The sequence below is a fragment of the Microbacterium sp. K36 genome, assembly GCF_004794355.1.
GTDB classification, from domain to species: Bacteria; Actinomycetota; Actinomycetes; order Actinomycetales; family Microbacteriaceae; genus Microbacterium; species Microbacterium paraoxydans_D.
This window is the reverse complement of the sequence record NZ_SSDN01000099.1, coordinates 62,844-79,227: the sequence shown is the minus strand read 5'-3', so window position 1 is coordinate 79,227 and position 16,384 is coordinate 62,844. Positions and strand designations below refer to the sequence as shown.

The 16,384-nt window shown below is 67.9% G+C and carries 17 protein-coding genes; 12 read left to right on the top strand and 5 right to left on the bottom strand.

The features are described 5' to 3' along the window. Window positions 1-8 precede the first annotated feature (8 nt). Genes DW296_RS14650 through lnt form a run of 7 tightly spaced genes read left to right on the top strand, consistent with a single transcriptional unit; the run spans window position 9 to window position 8,017 of the window. Entirely contained in the window at window positions 9-941 is a 933-nt protein-coding gene (locus DW296_RS14650) for a hypothetical protein (protein WP_136052799.1), read from the top strand. After that, the gene (locus DW296_RS14645) at window positions 941-1,933 is read left to right on the top strand and encodes a helix-turn-helix transcriptional regulator (RefSeq protein ID WP_136052798.1); all 993 of its coding nucleotides are present in this window, start codon (window positions 941-943) and stop codon (window positions 1,931-1,933) included. Before DW296_RS14650 ends, DW296_RS14645 begins: the two co-directional genes overlap by 1 nt. Continuing rightward, window positions 1,930-2,913 carry a helix-turn-helix transcriptional regulator gene (locus DW296_RS14640; protein WP_136052797.1) on the top strand — a complete coding sequence of 328 codons (984 nt, stop codon included), beginning with the start codon at window positions 1,930-1,932 and terminating at the stop codon, window positions 2,911-2,913. The genes DW296_RS14645 and DW296_RS14640 overlap by 4 nt, the downstream gene beginning before the upstream one ends. A 45-nt stretch (window positions 2,914-2,958) precedes the next feature. Beyond that, window positions 2,959-3,195, top strand: a complete 237-nt coding sequence (tatA, locus tag DW296_RS14635; RefSeq protein WP_025103438.1) for a twin-arginine translocase TatA/TatE family subunit — start codon at window positions 2,959-2,961, stop codon at window positions 3,193-3,195. A gap of 57 nt (window positions 3,196-3,252) precedes the next feature. Beyond that, a complete protein-coding gene (tatC, locus tag DW296_RS14630; protein WP_025103439.1) occupies window positions 3,253-4,011 on the top strand; it encodes a twin-arginine translocase subunit TatC in 759 nt (252 codons plus the stop codon). Then, complete coding sequence (locus DW296_RS14625) at window positions 4,008-6,482, top strand: DEAD/DEAH box helicase (RefSeq protein ID WP_136052796.1); 2,475 nt, start codon at window positions 4,008-4,010, stop codon at window positions 6,480-6,482. Before tatC ends, DW296_RS14625 begins: the two co-directional genes overlap by 4 nt. Before the next feature lie 11 nt (window positions 6,483-6,493). Further along, window positions 6,494-8,017: an apolipoprotein N-acyltransferase gene (gene lnt, locus DW296_RS14620; RefSeq protein WP_136052795.1), complete on the top strand. Its 1,524-nt coding sequence runs from the start codon at window positions 6,494-6,496 to the stop codon at window positions 8,015-8,017. Here lnt and DW296_RS14615 read toward each other — a convergent pair. From DW296_RS14615 to DW296_RS14600, 4 genes are all read right to left on the bottom strand, one after another. After that, window positions 8,014-8,397: an RNA polymerase-binding protein RbpA gene (locus DW296_RS14615; protein ID WP_060921636.1), complete on the bottom strand. Its 384-nt coding sequence runs from the start codon at window positions 8,395-8,397 to the stop codon at window positions 8,014-8,016. The genes lnt and DW296_RS14615 overlap by 4 nt on opposite strands. A gap of 116 nt (window positions 8,398-8,513) precedes the next feature. Further along, entirely contained in the window at window positions 8,514-9,290 is a 777-nt protein-coding gene (locus DW296_RS14610; RefSeq protein ID WP_136052794.1) for a glycerophosphodiester phosphodiesterase family protein, read from the bottom strand. Next, a complete protein-coding gene (locus DW296_RS14605) occupies window positions 9,287-10,216 on the bottom strand; it encodes an SPFH domain-containing protein (RefSeq protein WP_071328597.1) in 930 nt (309 codons plus the stop codon). Before DW296_RS14605 ends, DW296_RS14610 begins: the two co-directional genes overlap by 4 nt. Before the next feature lie 8 nt (window positions 10,217-10,224). Then, a complete protein-coding gene (locus tag DW296_RS14600; RefSeq protein WP_025103445.1) occupies window positions 10,225-10,698 on the bottom strand; it encodes an NfeD family protein in 474 nt (157 codons plus the stop codon). 122 nt (window positions 10,699-10,820) lie between these two features. Between DW296_RS14600 and DW296_RS14595 the strand changes: the two genes are divergently transcribed. After that, window positions 10,821-11,585 (top strand): SDR family oxidoreductase, encoded by a 765-nt coding sequence (locus DW296_RS14595; protein ID WP_136052793.1) that lies wholly within the window; start codon window positions 10,821-10,823, stop codon window positions 11,583-11,585. A gap of 62 nt (window positions 11,586-11,647) precedes the next feature. Here DW296_RS14595 and DW296_RS14590 read toward each other — a convergent pair whose 3' ends face one another. Beyond that, window positions 11,648-12,235, bottom strand: coding sequence for an HdeD family acid-resistance protein (locus tag DW296_RS14590; protein ID WP_136052792.1), 588 nt, complete (start codon window positions 12,233-12,235; stop codon window positions 11,648-11,650). Window positions 12,236-12,414: 179 nt separating this feature from the next. On the opposite strand from DW296_RS14590, the gene DW296_RS14585 reads away from it, so the two are divergent. The 4 genes from DW296_RS14585 (at window position 12,415) to DW296_RS14570 (ending at window position 16,244) form a co-directional block, all read left to right on the top strand. Continuing rightward, window positions 12,415-12,813 (top strand): helix-turn-helix transcriptional regulator, encoded by a 399-nt coding sequence (locus DW296_RS14585; RefSeq protein WP_136052874.1) that lies wholly within the window; start codon window positions 12,415-12,417, stop codon window positions 12,811-12,813. A gap of 5 nt (window positions 12,814-12,818) precedes the next feature. After that, on the top strand, window positions 12,819-13,229 hold the full coding sequence (locus tag DW296_RS14580; protein WP_136052791.1) for a VOC family protein: 411 nt from the start codon (window positions 12,819-12,821) through the stop codon (window positions 13,227-13,229). A gap of 27 nt (window positions 13,230-13,256) precedes the next feature. Continuing rightward, entirely contained in the window at window positions 13,257-15,614 is a 2,358-nt protein-coding gene (locus DW296_RS14575) for an ATP-binding cassette domain-containing protein (RefSeq protein ID WP_136052790.1), read from the top strand. 78 nt (window positions 15,615-15,692) lie between these two features. Continuing rightward, window positions 15,693-16,244 carry a hypothetical protein gene (locus DW296_RS14570; protein ID WP_136052789.1) on the top strand — a complete coding sequence of 184 codons (552 nt, stop codon included), beginning with the start codon at window positions 15,693-15,695 and terminating at the stop codon, window positions 16,242-16,244. Window positions 16,245-16,384 lie beyond the last annotated feature (140 nt).

The window sequence follows — 16,384 nt, the reverse complement described above, 5'->3', positions numbered from 1 at the left end:
TGGAGCGCGTGCGTAAAACGTCCGCCGTTCTGGCCTCCCTCAGCCTCGCCGCCCTCGCCCTGACGGGGTGCAGCGTGACCTCTTCGTCCGCCGATGCCACGTGCGATCGCGACGGACACGCCAACGGCATCGACAGCGCCGTCACGGTCAGCGGCGAGGTCGGCTCCGAGCCCGATGTGGAGATCTTCGCACCGGTGCGTCTCTCGGAGACGTCCTACGCCGACGCGGTCACGGGGGACGGGCGTGCGCTCGTGGATGACGCCCAGCCGCTCATCGCGCAGATCTCGATCTTCAACGGCGCGACCGGCGAGCAGATCTTCCAGACGACGTACGACGAGGGCGACACCCGCCCGTCGACGATCGGCTCCTGGGCCACGCAGTCTCCTGGTCTCGCCGACGTCCTGTCGTGCGCGACGGGTGGCACGCGCATCGTCGCGGGTCTGACTCCGGAGGACTTCGGCGAGGCGAACCTCGGTGGCTTCGGCATGGGCGAGGACGACATCGCGGTGTTCGTGATCGATGTCGTCGACGCCTTCCTCCCGAAGGCCGAGGGCACGCTGCAGTTCAATGATGCGCAGGGCATGCCGACCGTGGTGCGCGCCGACGACGGCACCCCGGGCATCATCATCCCCGACAGCGCTGCCCCGGAGGAGCAGGTCGTCCAGACGCTGATCCGCGGAGACGGCGAGAAGCTGACCGACGAGCAGACGCCACTCGTCCACTTCACCGCGGTGAGCTGGGACGACAAGTCCGTCCTGCAGAGCACGTGGGGACAGTCCGCCACCGACAGCATCCGACAGATCGCCGCCCCGGTGGCCGACGCGCTGGTGGGGGAGCCGGTCGGCTCCCAGGTCCTCGTCGTCCTGCCGAAGACCGAGAGCTCCGCCGCGATGGCCGTCGTGGTCGACATCCTCGGCGTGTCCCCGGTCGCCGCACCCTGATGGCTGGCCGGATCCCTGCCGAAGAGCGCCTGACGAACCTCGTCGTGGCGCTGATGGCGACGGAGATCGGGCTCACCAAGCAGCAGATCCTCGACAACGTCTCCGGCTATCGCCAACGCGCCGATGCAGGGACGCGCTCGGATGCTCTGGAGAAGATGTTCGAGCGGGATAAGGACGAGCTCCGTTCGCTCGGTGTCCCGATCGAGACCATCGGCGATGCGGCCGATCCGAACGACCTCCGTGAGGCCCGGTATCGCATTCCGCAGGCGGAATACGATCTGCCGGGAGACATCGAGTTCTCCCCGGCGGAGCTGGCCGTGCTCCGCCTCGCCGGCAGCGTTTGGAGCGCGGAGTCGGTCTCCGGAGACGCACAGTCCGGGGTCAGGAAGATCCGGGCCCTGGGAATCGACGGCGACGAGCCCATCATCGGCTTCGCGCCGCGGATCACCGCGCGCGACCCCGCGTTCGCGCCGCTGCAGGACGCGATCGAGCGCAGCAGGGTGGTCTCCTTCGACTATCTGAAGCCGGGCGAGGACGCCCCCCGGCGCCGACGTATCCGTCCGCTCGCGTTGGTGGACTATGAAGCACGCTGGCATGTCTACGGCGTGGACGTCGACATCGAAGAGGACCGGACGTTCCTGCTCAGCCGCATCGTCGGCGACGTCGTCGTGAGTGCGACCACGTTCGACGCGGCGTTGCGGGAGGGCGCGGGGGAGCGGGCGCTGAGCGGCCTCGAACGTGTCGCCGCCGAGAATTCAGCGCTGCTGGAGGTGACCCCCGGTACCGAAGCTGCCTTGCGCCTGGGCCGGCGTGCGACACCCGCCGCCCAGGGCATCCATGTGCCCTTCGTCGATCTGCACATCCTCGCGGACGAACTGGCGTCCTACGGACCCGAGGTCCGGGTGGTCGAGCCCGCGCCGCTCAGGGACGCGGTGATCAGCCGTCTGCGCGCGGTGGTCGAGGCCCACACCGATACGGAGGTGTCGGCATGAGCGCCGCGCCCAAGCCTCTCCTGGCCGCGGAACGCGTCCGCCTCTACCTCACCCTCGTCCCGTATCTGCTCGAGCACGGGCAGGTCTCGCTCGCCGAGGCCGCCGAGGAGTTCGGGGTGACCCCGCGGGAGATGCGGGCGATGGTCGAGAAGCTGACCGTCATCGGCCTTCCCGGCGAGGCGGGCTACTGGCAGCAGCCGCAGGAGATGTTCGACATCAACTGGGATCTCCTCGACCTCGAGGACGTCATCGAGATCACGAACGACGTGGCTCTGCGTCGGGTGCCGCGTCTCACGGCTCGTGAGGCCGCGGCCCTGCTCGCGGGCCTGCAGATGGTCGCCGCCGTGCCTGCCGTGTCCGACTCCGGCCTCGTCGCCGGCCTCATCACCAAGCTCTCGCGGGGAGCCGCTGACGCCCCGGCCGACGTCGTCGTCGCGCCGACCGCGGTGGACGAGGTGCGCGAGGTCGTCTCCCGCGGCCTGCAGAAGGGCGTGGCCGTCTCGTTTACCTACCAGGCTCCCGACGCCGCCCCGACGACCCGGACCGTGGATCCCGTGCAGATCCTCATCACGAACGGGCAGTGGTACCTGCAGGGCTGGTGCCACATGCGCGAGGCGATGCGCACGTTCCATCTCGACCGTGTCAGCGCGCCGATCCTGACCGACATCCCCAGCACGCACGGCGGCGACCGGGTGCCGGAGGCGTTCGCCGGGCTGGAGGAGGAGCGCGAAGTCACCGTCCGCGTCCCGGAGCGCCTTGCTCCGCTGCTCAGCGGTTTCGTGCCCACGGAGACGCTCCGCGCCGGCGACGGGATGGTGACGACGCAGCTCCACCTCGCGGACCCCCGCGGCATCAAGCGGCTCGCGGCCCGTTTCGGCGGTGCGATGGAGGTCACGGATCCGGGGATCGCGCGGACCGCCACCCGGGAGTGGGCCGCCGCCGGACTCGCGCTCTACCACCGGCCTGATGCCGAGGTTTGATCTGTAGACTGGGGCGGAAAGCCCCCCTACGACGGGATTGTCGATATGTTCGCTGGAATGCAAGGCTGGCACCTGCTCATCGTGCTGGCCGTTATCCTCCTCCTCTTCGGCGCTGCCAAGCTGCCGGCTCTCGCGAAGAGCATGGGCCAGTCGGCCCGCGTCTTCAAGGGTGAGATGAAGGCCATGAAGGAAGAAGACGCGGTTCGTGCCGAGTCGGCTCCCGCTGAGCCGACGACGGTGAAGGACTCGGGCACCGACCCTGAGACTCCGCCTCGCGCCTGACCGGCCGTGGCAGCCATCGAACCGACCGTGATGCCGACGGCGGATCGGGATCGGCGGATGTCGCTGGGCGCACATCTCGTCGAACTGCGCAAGCGCCTCATGTACGCGGCGATCGCTCTGGTCGTCGGCATGGTCGTCGCGTTCATCATCGCGGACCCGGTCATCCATTTCATCACCGGTCCGATCCGCATCATCTCGGAACAGCGCGGTGATGACTTCAGCGCCTTGAACTTCGCGACAGTGACGTCCGCGTTCGACATGCGTATGCGCATCGCCTTCACGATCGGCCTGTTCCTGTCCGCACCCGTGTGGCTGTGGCAGATCTGGGCCTTCATCATGCCCGGTCTCACCCGCAAGGAGATCCGCTACACGGTCGGCTTCGTCGTCGCCGCAGTGCCGCTGTTCTTCGCGGGGTGCTACCTCGGGGTGCAGATCATGCCGCACGTCATCGAGCTCATGTGGAGCTTCACCCCGGAGGGCGGCACTAACTTCTACTCCGCACAGGAGTACTACGACTTCGTGTTCAAGCTGATGATCGTCATCGGCATCTCGTTCGTGCTCCCGGTCTTCCTCGTCGCGCTCAACCTCGCCGGCGTGATGTCGGGACGGGCCATCCTCAAAGGGTGGCGGGTGGCGATCCTCATCGCGACGATCTTCGCCGCGCTGGCGACCCCGGCAGCGGATGTGGTGAGCATGCTCATGCTGGCCGGCATCCTCATCGTCCTCTTCTTCGCAGCGGCAGGACTCTCCCTCCTCTTCGACCGACGCAAGCGCAAGCGGGACACCGCCGCTGGACTCGTCCCGGACGCCACATGAGTTCGCCGTCCGAGCGATATGCGCAGGCGCAGGAGAGTGCGGCGCATCCGGAGACGGCAGCGTTCGCGGCGCGCCAGCGCTTCCAGCTGGACCCGTTCCAGCTCGCCGGATGCCACGCGCTGGAGAACGGTCGCAGCGTTCTCGTAGCGGCCCCCACCGGCGCCGGGAAGACCATCGTGGGGGAGTTCGCCATCCACATGGCGATGCAGACGGCGACGGACAAGGCCTTCTACACCACGCCGATGAAGGCGCTCTCGAATCAGAAGTTCCGTGAGCTCGTCGACGTCTACGGCGCGGACGACGTCGGTCTGCTGACGGGCGACACGAACATCAACGGCAACGCCCGCATCGTGGTCATGACGACCGAGGTGCTGCGGAACATGATCTACGCCGACTCCGCGGCGCTGCGCGACCTGCGCTATGTCGTGATGGACGAGGTCCATTACCTGGCCGACCGCTTCCGGGGTGCCGTCTGGGAAGAGGTCATCATCCACCTCCCGCCCCGCGTGCGGCTGGTCTCGCTGAGCGCGACCGTGTCGAACGCCGAGGAGTTCGGCGACTGGCTCGACACCGTGCGCGGCGACACCGAGGTCATCGTCTCCGAGATCCGTCCGGTGCCGTTGGAGCAGCACGTGCTCGTCCGCGACGACCTGCTGCCGCTCTTCGACGACCGCGCCGGCATCGCCACGGCGCAGGTGAATCAGGAGCTCATGCGGATCCGGTCTTTCACCGGTTCCACCTACGAGAGCAACCGTCAGGCGCAGTCGTATCGCAGCAACCGGCACGCCGGACGGCAGGCCCCCCGACCGCCGCGGGGCGGGCGCCGCCCCGTGCGCGCCGCGAACGCGCGCCGGATCGAGCGCATGGACCGCCCGGACGTGGTCGAGCTGCTGGAGCGCTCGAACCTGCTCCCCGCCATCTTCTTCATCTTCAGCCGCGTGGGCTGCGACGCCGCGGTGCAGCAGGTACGGCGATCCGGGCTCCGCCTGACCTCGGCGGAGGAGCGCGCCGAGATCCGGGCCATCGTCGAGGAGCGCACCCGCACGCTTCAGGACGAGGACCTCGGGGTGCTGGGCTACTGGGAGTGGCTGGACAACCTCGAACGCGGTGTGGCCGCCCATCACGCCGGACTCCTGCCCGCCTTCAAGGAGGTCGTCGAGGACCTCTTCCAGAGGAAGCTGCTCAAGGTCGTCTTCGCCACCGAGACGCTCGCGCTCGGTATCAACATGCCCGCGCGCACCGTCGTGCTCGAGAAGATGGAGAAGTTCAACGGCGAGGCCCGTGTCGCGATCACCTCCGGCGAGTACACGCAGCTCACCGGTCGTGCCGGCCGCCGCGGCATCGACGTCGAGGGGCACGCGGTCGTGCAGTGGAGCGAAGGCATGGACCCGCAGGCGGTCGCGGCCCTCGCGTCCCGGCGCACGTACCCGCTGAACTCCAGCTTCCGCCCGACGTACAACATGGCGGTCAACCTGATCGACCTGTTCGGCCAGGCCAGGGCGCGGCAGATCCTGGAGTCGTCGTTCGCGCAGTTCCAGGCGGACCGCGCGGTCGTCGGGCTGGCTCGTCAGGTGCGGGAGGCCGAGGAGTCGCTGGCCGGCTACCAGTCGGCGATGGCGTGCGAGCACGGCGACTTCCCGGAGTACGCCGCCATCCGCCGCGAGCTGAGCGACCTCGAGAAGAAGAACCGGCAGGACACCCAGGCCCCGCGCGCTGCTCGGGACAAGCGGATGAAGCGGATCCAGACGCTCCGCACCCGCATGCAGCGCCACCCCTGTCACCGGTGCCCCGACCGCGAGAAGCACGCCCGCTGGGCCGAGCGCTATTGGAAGCTCAAGCGCCAGACCGATCGCACGCGCCGTCAGATCGAGACCAGGACCGGCACGGTGGCCCGCGTCTTCGACCGCGTCGTCGAGGTGCTGGAGACGTTGGACTACGTGCGCCGCGACGAGGACGGGATGCACCTGACCGATGCCGGGCGCACGATGCGCCGCATCTACGGTGAGCGCGATCTGCTCGTGGCCGAGTCGCTGCGTCAGGGGCTCTGGACGGGACTGGATGCGCCGTCGCTCGCCGCGATGGCGTGCTGCCTGGTGTACGAGCCGCGCCGCGACGAAGCCAACGCGGGGGAGCGGGGGCTGCCACGCGGGGCATTCCGGGCGGCCTACGAGAAGACGACAGCGCTGTGGGCCGAGCTCGACGACCTGGAGCAGGCCCACCAGTTGCCGGGAAGCGAGCCGCTGGCGGCCGGACTGGCCGGGGCGATGCACACCTGGGCGCGAGGCGGCATGTTGGATCGCGTGCTCATCGACGCGGACATGGCGGCCGGCGACTTCGTGCGGTGGGCGAAGCAGACCATCGATCTCCTCGATCAGCTGTCCATCGTGGCCGAGGATGCCACGCTCGCACGGACCGCCCGGGCCGCGCTCGACGGTGTGCGCCGTGGCATCGTCGCCTACTCCTCGATGTGAGATCCGCCCGCATGACCGAAACCCCTGTCCGCCGACGCGCCCTCCTGCCCCTCTGGCTGGCCGTACCCGTCGCCGCCCTGGCCGCGCTGCTCATGGACCTCGCGTTTCCCGAGGCCGCGGTCTGGATCCTGGCCTTCCCGGCCACGGCCCTGCTGCTTCTCGCGCTGATCGGTCGGCGGGCCGGCGGAGCACTCCTCGTGGGGCTCGTCTACGGCATCGTGTTCTTCGCTCTGCTCGTGTCCTGGACCTCGCGGTACCTCGGGCCACTGCCGTGGGCCGCCCTGAGCGTCGTCGAGGGATTCCTCACAGCCGTCGCGCTGATCCCCCTGACCCTCGCGTATCGGTGGCTGCCCCGCGCCTGGCCGGGCACCGCAGGGCGTCTGCTGACCCTTCCGGCCGTGATCGCTGCGCTCTGGGTCGGGCGGGAGCTGTTCCTCGGCTGGTGGCCGTACGGCGGTTTCCCCTGGGCCCGCCTCGGGATGAGCCAGGCCGAGAGCCCCCTCGCCGCGCTGTCCTCCTGGATCGGTGTGAGCGGACTGAGCTTCCTGATGGTGTTCCTCGTCGCGATGGTGATCGAGATCGTGCGGCTGGGGCTGTGGCGGCGGCCGGTCACCCTGTTCGCGCCTGCCGCCCTCGTCCTGATCCTCTTCTTCACACCGCTCTTCCCGACCACGCCATCCGGCTCGATGCGCATCGCCGCGGTGCAGGGGAACGGTCCGACCGGTTACTTCGACGAGCGGGAGCCCTTCGCCGTCGTGCAGGCGCAGACCGAGGCGACCGAACCGCTGTACGGCGAGGACGTCGATCTGCTCGTGTGGCCGGAAGGCGGCCTCGACACGGATCCCTTCGCGAACTCCGCCATCGCGCGACGGATGACCCTGGTGTCGAACCGCATCGATGCGCCGCTCCTCGCCAACGCCGCCACCGGCCGTGGGAACCTGTACTACAACACCTCGATGCTCTGGCTGCCGGACGGCACAGCGCCGCAGAAGCACGACAAGCGTCATCCCGTGCCCTTCGGCGAGTACGTGCCGGATCGGGCCTTCTTCAATGCCCTGGTCCCGGATCTCATCGGGCTGATCCAGCGCGAGTACACCCCGGGGACGAACCCGCCGATCGTCGAGGTGGACGATGTGCGCGTCGGCCTGGCGATCTGCTTCGACGTCATCTACGACGACGTCATCACCGAGGGCCTCTACGGTGGCGCCGAGGTGCTGGTCTTCCAGACGAACAACGCCGACTTCCGTGGTACGGATGAGAACCTCCAGCAGCTCGCGTTCGCACGGATGCGCGCGATCGAGACAGGCCGGAGCGTCGTCAACATCTCCACGGTCGGCACGAGCCAAGTCATCCTCCCGGATGGGCGGACGGTCACGAGCCTGGACGCGGATGAGGCCGGAGCGATGCTCGAGGATATCGAACTCCGCTCCGGCCTCACGGCGGGAATCGTCCTGGGCCCCTGGGTGCAGCAGGTGCTGCTGTGGGGCGGGCTGGGCGCGCTCGGTCTCGGGTGGTGGCGCGCCCGTCGGCGCTAGGCGCCGATCTTCTCGCGGGTGGGGTCCTCACCGGCACCGCGCCGGGCTCGGATGTAGGCGAGGCGCTCTTCGAGAAGCTCCTCCAGCTCCGCACGGGTACGGCGCTCCATGAGCATGTCCCAGTGAGTGCGGGCGGCCTTCTCGTCGGTGGCCTCGAGGGTGACGGCCTCGCCGTCGACCTTCAGGCGGGCTTCCGCTCCGCAGGAACGGCACTCCCAGGTCTGAGGCGGTTCGGCATCGGCAGCGAACATGAGCGTGGTGTCGTGTCCGCAGGTGTCACAGGTGTAGGTGGTCTCACGGCGCTCCATGAAAACGACGCCCTCTTCGCTCTGTAGGCTCTGGGCGCCGAGTCGGATGCCGCGCAGGCTGCGATCTGCCATTGTGTGGTCCTCTCGTCGCTGTCAGGTATAACGTTCGAGCCTGTGCGCTTCATCCACGTCGGGGCGTTCTGCGCGGTATTCACAGGGGAATCCCAGCGCCGGAGGATAATGGGCGCTCAAGGCTTCCGGAGCGTCGCGACGGCGAGGTCGGCGCGGTCGGTCACGACGCCGTCCACACCGGCGTCCACGAGGCGGCGCATGTCGTCCGCCTCGTTCACTGTCCACACGTGCACCTCGGTGCCGGCGCGGTGGGCGGCGCGCAGGAGGGCAGACGTCAGCACTTTGATGGCCCCGTGACGTTCGGGGATCTGCAGGGCGTCGATCTCCTGGAGCAGTCTGTCGGGGGAGAGGCGCACGGCGGAGAGCGCACGCAGGGCCGCGATCGTCCGACTCCCGCCGGAGGTGGCGGGCCGGAGCGCGGTGCCGGTCTGCCGCACGGCCTCGATCGTGGCGCGTCGGTTGGCATCAGAGAAGCTGGTGACGAGGACGCGATCCGTGTGCGCGGCGAGGACGGGGCCCAGCGGCGCCGTGGCAGCTTGTGTCTTCACATCGATGTTGAACCGGGTCTCCGGGAAGACGGAGAGCGCCTCGGCCACCGTGAGCAGACCGCCGTGCTCGGCGAACAGCGCGCTCAGCTCCCTCGTCCTGACCTCGTGGACGGCGCGCGGATCGTCCACGAGACGGCGGAGGTCGTGATCGTGAAAGAGCACGACGTCGCCGTCGGCGGTGACCTGGCAGTCCGTCTCGATGTACTCGACCCCGGCGGCATGGGCGGCGGCGAAGGCGGCCGCGGTGTTCTCCCAGACGCCGGACTCCCGCCCCTCGGCGGTCACGAGGCCGCGGTGGGCAAGGATCCGGGGCTGCTCCGACTTGAGGAAGTACGGGTGGGTCACGCGCCCGCGGGGGGAGTGGTCGACCCGGGTCCGACCTTCGGGGTGAAGGCGGTGCCGATGCCCTTGAGCGCCTCGGTCAGCTCGCTCGGGATGATCCAGAGCTTGCTGGACGGGCTCTCGCTGATCTTCGGGAGCATCTGCAGATACTGGTACGCGAGGAGCTTGTCGTCCGGCGCGCCCTGGTGGATCGCGGAGAAGACGCTCTGGATCGCCTCCGCCTCACCCTGGGCGCGGAGGACGGCGGCCTGCTTGTCACCCTCGGCGCGGAGGATCTCCGCCTGACGGAGGCCTTCCGCTTCGAGGATCGCGGACTGCTTCGTGCCCTCGGCGGTCAGGATCGCGGCACGGCGGTCCCGCTCGGCGCGCATCTGCTTCTCCATGGAGTCCTGGATGGACACGGGCGGGTCGATCGCCTTGAGCTCGACGCGGCCCACGCGGATGCCCCACTTTCCGGTCGCCTCATCCAGGACGACGCGGAGCTGTCCGTTGATGTTGTCGCGGCTCGTCAGCGCCTCTTCGAGGTTCAGACCGCCCACGACGTTACGGAGAGTCGTCGTGGTGAGCTGTTCCACGGCACCGAGGTAGTTCGCGATCTCGTAGGTGGCCGCGCGTGCATCGGTGACCTGGAAGTAGACGACCGTGTCGATGGACACGACGAGGTTGTCCTCGGTGATCACGGGCTGCGGCGGGAAGGACACCACCTGCTCGCGCATGTCGATCAGCGGCCGTAGGCGGTCGATGAACGGCACGAGGATGTTGAGGCCGGGGGAGAGGGTCTTGTGATAGCGGCCGAGCCGTTCCACCACGCCCGCGGTCGCCTGCGGGATGATGCGGATCGCCCGCGCGATCGTGACGATCACGAAGATGATGACCGCGATCACCAGGATCCAGATGATCACGGTCGGGATGATCGATGCGTCGTCCACACGTGCTCCTAGTCGTTGAGGGGTCGGACGATGGCGGTCGCGCCGTTGATCGCGCTGACGGCGACAGGCGCCCCCGCGGGGATCGCCATCGGGGTGGTGGTTCGGGCGGTCCAGGTGTCGCCGTTCGCGAGCTTCGCCTGACCGGAGATCTGCGTGATCTCGCTGAGCGCGATGCCCCGGAGGTCGACGAGCGCCTCCACGTTCGAGCGTGTGGGGTCGGCACCGCGGTGCAGGCGCCGCAGGAGGGGCGGCCGCAGGAAGAGGATGAAGAGGGCGGATGCCAAGGCGGCGATGAGGATCTGGATCCAGACCGGGAGCCCGACGAAGTCGGTGACGAGTCCGATCACGCTGCCGAAACTCAGCATCAGGAAGGTGAAGTCGAGGGAGAGCATCTCGATGACGAGGAAGACCGCGATGAGGACCAGCCATCCGATCCATGCCCAGTGGTCGATGAACGTGACGAACGTCGAGAAGTTGTCCATGCGGCCTCCTTTGCCGTCAACGTACCACGCGCGGCGACAGCCGACCGGCCGCCACCGCGCCCCCTTGGTAATCTGTGAGAGCCGTGCGCTCACGGCGTTCCACGCACCATGAGGAGTCACCCGTGACCGACGTTCTTCCCGCAGGATCCCTCGACGGCAAGGTGGCCCTCGTCACCGGCTCTTCGCGGGGGATCGGCGCCGACACCGTGCGATACCTCGCCGAGGCCGGTGCCGACGTCGTCATCAACTACCGGAACAAGGCCCCGCGCGCGGAGAAGCTCGCGGCGCAGCTGCGCGAGCTCGGCCGCCGGGCGCTCGTCGTCGGCGCGGACCTCACCGACCCCGCGTCGGTCGCCGAGATGTTCGACGCCGTCCGTGCCGAGTACGGACGCCTCGACGTGCTCGTCCTGAACGCCTCGGGCGGGATGGAGTCGGGGATGGCCGAGGACTACGCCCTGAAGCTCAACCGCGACGCGCAGCTCAACGTCCTCGACGCCGCGACGCCGCTGCTGTCCGACGGCGCACGCGTCGTGTTCGTCACCAGCCACCAGGCGCACTTCATCCGCACGACGCCGACGATGCCGGAGTACGAGCCCGTCGCTCTCTCCAAGCGCGCCGGTGAGGACGCGCTGCGGGAGCTCATCCCCGGTCTCGCCGAGAAGGGCATCGGCTTCACGGTCGTCTCCGGAGACATGATCGAGGGCACGATCACGGCGACCCTGCTCGAGCGGGCGAACCCGGGCGCCATCGCGGAGCGTCGCGAGTCCGCAGGTCGTCTCTACAACGTCTCGGAGTTCGCCGCGGAGGTCGCCAGGGCCGTCGTCGACCCCGTGCCCGCCGACAACACCCGCCTCGTCGGCGACGTGAGCGCGTTCGTCGCGGAGTAGGCAGGCGACGACGAGACGCCCCGGACCCGCCGTGCAGGTCCGGGGCGTCTCGTGTGTCCGGGTCAGATGCCGGCAGTGCCCGTGGTGAACGCCTTCTCGTCCTTGCCGAGCGTGATCGCGCGGATGATCTGCACGATGCCGAGCACGACGAGCGCGATGCCCAGGAGCAGCCACAGCGCGAATCCGGCGATGGCCGGCGAGAAGAGCACGATGACTCCGGCGATGATGCTGAGGATCGCGTAGATCACCGTCCACACCCGCGAGCCGTCGCTGCCGAGCAGCGAGAGCGCGACCACGCCGTCGACGATCCAGCTCACGCCGATGAAGATCACGACGACCAGGGCGAGGGTGGCGGCGGCGACGTTCAGGTTGAAGAACGCGATGACGCCCGCGACGATGTAGAGCAGGCCGAGGACGATGTGCCCGACGCGGGACCAGCCGCCCTTGGCGCGGGAGAAGATGCCGAGGCCGATGTAGACCACGCCCGCGATGATCAGGTAGGAAGCGAAGATCGCCGTCACGATGACAGCGGACTTCACCGGCCAGACGAGCAGCGCGATGCCCGCGAGCAGCGCGAGCACACCGGAGACAGCGAGTGCGACGCGGATGGATTTGAAGAACGACTTCGTTTCAGCGAGTGCTTCAGACATAGCGGGGAACCCCTTCTGAGAGAATCCTGTGAGGATGCCCCCAGGGTAGCGTCGGAACCCCGACAGCGGGGGAGGAGGGCCTCCGCGCGTCGCGGATGGTCATTCCGCGTCTTCGGGGGTCATGGCAGGATCGTCACGTGACACCGGTGGATGAGGCTCGCTTGCGGGAGCTGGTCGTGATGCGGAAGGTGCGCGACCGCATCGACCGGGAGTATGCGAAGCCGTTGGACGTCGAGGCCCTGGCGCGCGGTGTGCACATGTCCGCCGGGCATCTCAGTCGGCGGTTCCGCGAGACCTACGGCGAATCCCCGTACTCCTACCTGATGACCCGCCGCATCGAACGCGCCATGGCCCTGCTGCGTCGCGGCGACCTCAGCGTCACCGAGGTGTGCTTCGCCGTGGGCTGCTCCTCGCTGGGAACCTTCAGCACCCGGTTCTCGGAACTGGTGGGTGTCTCACCCCGCGTGTACCGTGAACGCGCCGCCGACGTCGAGGGCATCCCGTCGTTCCAGGCCAAGCAGGTCACCCGACCGATCAGGAATCGAGAAGTGCCGCGCCCCGAGGCGCACCTAACGTGAGCATCATGAAGATCAGCATCCATTACGCCTTCCTCCCGCACACCGACGCCGACGCCGCTCTCGGCTTCTATCGCGACGCCCTCGGCTTCGAGGTGCGCAACGATGTCGGCTACGACGGACTCCGATGGCTCACCGTCGGTCCGGCCGGTCAACCCGAGACCTCGATCGTCCTCCACCCGCCGGCCACCGATCCCGGCATCACCGACGCGGAGCGGCAGACCATCCTGGAGCTCATCGCGAAGGGCAGCTACGGCGCGCTGACTCTGGCGAGCGACGACCTGGACGCCTTGTTCGAACGGCTGGTCGCCGTCGGTGCCGATGTGGTCCAGGAGCCGATGGACCAGCCGTACGGCGTGCGCGATTGCGCCTTCCGCGATCCGGCGGGCAACCTGCTCCGTATCAATCAGGCCGCCTGACGGCCCCACCACCACGAAGGACGCCGCATGACCGCTGCCGAGCACCCCGCGGACACTCACGACCTCATCCGCGTCCAGGGCGCGCGCGAGAACAACCTCAAAGACGTGAGTGTCGACATACCTAAGCGACGTCTGACGGTCTTCACCGGAGTCTCCGGATCGGGGAAGAGCTCTCTCGTCTTCGACACGATCGCCGCCGAATCGCGCCGGATGATCGACGAGACGTACAGCGCGTTCGTGCAGGGCTTCATGCCGTCGGTGCCGCGTCCCGACGTCGACGTGCTGGAAGGGCTCACCACGGCGATCATCGTGGACCAGGAGCGTCTCGGCGCGAACCCGCGGTCGACCGTCGGCACCGTGACGGATGCCAATGCCATGCTCCGCATCCTGTTCAGCAAGCTGGGCCAGCCCTACATCGGCGGCCCGACGGCGTTCTCGTTCAACATCCCGACACAGAAGGCCAGCGGTGTCATGACGGGGCCGGGTGGCGAGAAGAAGATCGTGAAGGACGCGATCTACCTCGGGGGCATGTGCCCGCGATGTGAGGGCAGGGGAGTGGTGTCGGACCTCGACCTGTCCCAGATCGTGGACGAGTCGAAGTCCCTCGACGAGGGTGCCATCATGGTGCCCGGGTACACCGCCGACGGCTGGATGGTGAAGGGTTTCTCGCAGTCCGGGTTCTATCCGGCGGACAAGCCCATCTCGTCGTTCACAGACAAGCAGCGTCACCTCTTCCTCTGCGGAGAGGTCACGAAGGTCAAGATCTCCGGCATCAACATGACCTACGAGGGCCTGATCCCGAAGATCACGAAGTCCATGCTCTCGAAGGACCTCGATGCGCTCCAGCCGCACATCCGCGCCTTCGTGGAGCGGGTGGCCACCTTCGCGGTGTGCCCGGAGTGCGACGGCACGCGGCTCACCGAGGGCGCACGGTCGTCGAAGATCGACGGCGTGAGCATCGCCGACGCGTGCCGCATGCAGGTGACGGATCTCGCCACGTGGGTCCGCGGTCTGGATCTCCCGGGAGCCGGGCCGCTGCTCCAGGCGCTGAGCGCCAACCTCGACGCCTTCGTGACCCTCGGCCTGGGGTACCTGAGCCTGGATCGGCCATCGGGGACGCTGTCCGGGGGAGAGGCGCAGCGTATCAAGATGCTGCGGCACCTGGGGTCCTCGCTGACCGACGTCACGTATGTCTTCGACGAGCCGACGATCGGGCTGCACCCGCACGACATCCAGCGGATGAACGGCCTGCTGCTCCGCCTTCGCGACAAGGGGAACACAGTGCTCGTCGTCGAGCACAAGCCGGAGACCATCATGATCGGCGACCATGTCGTGGATCTGGGTCCGGGTGCCGGAAGCGCTGGGGGAGAGATCTGCTATCAGGGGAGCGTCGAGGGGCTCACGGCCAGTGGAACGCTGACGGGGCAGCACCTCGACGACCGTGCACAGCTCAAGGACGCCGTGCGTGACCGCACCGGCGCGATCGAGGTGCGCGGCGCATCCACGAACAACCTCCAGAACGTGGACGTCGACATCCCGACCGGCGTCCTGACCGTCGTCACCGGTGTCGCCGGCTCCGGTAAGAGCTCGCTCATCCACGGTTCAGTGACCGGACGCGAGGGCGTGGTGGCGATCGATCAATCCGCCATCAAGGGCTCGCGTCGCAGCAATCCCGCGACCTACACGGGGCTGCTCGAGCCCATCCGCAAGGCCTTCGCGAAGGCGAACGGCGTGAAGCCCGCCCTGTTCAGCGCGAACTCCGAGGGCGCATGTCCCACGTGCAAGGGTGCCGGTGTCATCATCACCGAGCTCGGGTTCATGGACACCATCGAGACCCCCTGTGAAGACTGCGGCGGTAAGCGCTTCCAGGCGGCGGTGCTGGAGTACAAGCTCGGCGGGAAGGACATCACCCAGGTCCTCGACCTTCCGGTGTCTGAAGCCCGTGTGTTCTTCAGTGAGGGTGCGGCGAAGCTCCCGGCTGCGGCCGCCATCCTCGGACGCCTGGAAGACGTGGGGCTCGGCTACCTGTCGCTCGGACAGCCGTTGTCGACCCTGTCCGGCGGTGAGCGCCAGCGCATCAAGCTCGCGATCCAGATGGGTGAGAAGGGCGACGTCTACGTGCTGGATGAGCCGACGACGGGCCTGCATCTCGCTGACGTCGACACGATCCTCGGACTGCTGGATCGACTTGTCGACGCGGGCAAGACGGTGGTCGTGATCGAGCATCATCAGGCCGTCATGGCACACGCCGACTGGATCATCGACGTCGGACCGGGAGCCGGCCACGACGGCGGTCGCATCGTGTTCGAGGGAACGCCCGCCGAGCTCGTCGCAGACGGCTCGACGTTGACGGGCGAACATCTCGCGGCGTACGTCAACGCATGATCGAGGGCCGCGGTGGGGGCTTCTCCACTCTCTCTCGTCACGAATTCAGGCGCCGACCCAAGCACCGTCGGAGAACATATGGCAACCTACGACCAGCTGCTTGAGTCAGCGCGCGAACACTACAACGTGCCCGCCATGCCTCTGGTGGACGACGTAGCCTCCTTCCTCACCTCACTAGGCGCTACGCCACTAGATCTTGATCGGTACGGCGAGGACCTGATCGATGAGTTCGTGGATCCCGAACTCGCGATTGTCGCCTTCACGCTGCGCGCCCCGCAGCTGCTGCGTCAGCGTGCGAGATCCGAAGAACTCGAGAACTTCGCCTCGGACCCATCCTCAGAGTTCGACCCGCTCGAGTACGGAGAAGCCAACGAAGAGTGGACCGTGTACTCCCACGAGATCGAGGAGTTGTCACGCATCCACGTCGTGCTGGAGCGCGCTGACCACACGGCTGAACGCGTCGGCAACTTTCGAGTCTATGGAGGCGCGCAGTGGCTGCGCGAAATGCTCTGGGCCGCGACAGGCGTGGTGCCCCGAGATCCCGGCTCTCCGACGAGTGGCTCCACGTTCTTCGGACGCGCGTTCCAGTTCGCGGATCGGGCGCCGTTCACTGCGGCGCCTCTCGAATGACATACGGTGGCACAAGCCGCGCATGTCTGAAGCGTCGGCAGTTGTGGAGATCTTTCCGTCGGGCCACCAAACGGCAGGCGGCTGCCTGATCGTTCGTACGATTCGGGATGTTGATCATCCGATAATGCACATTATGTCAG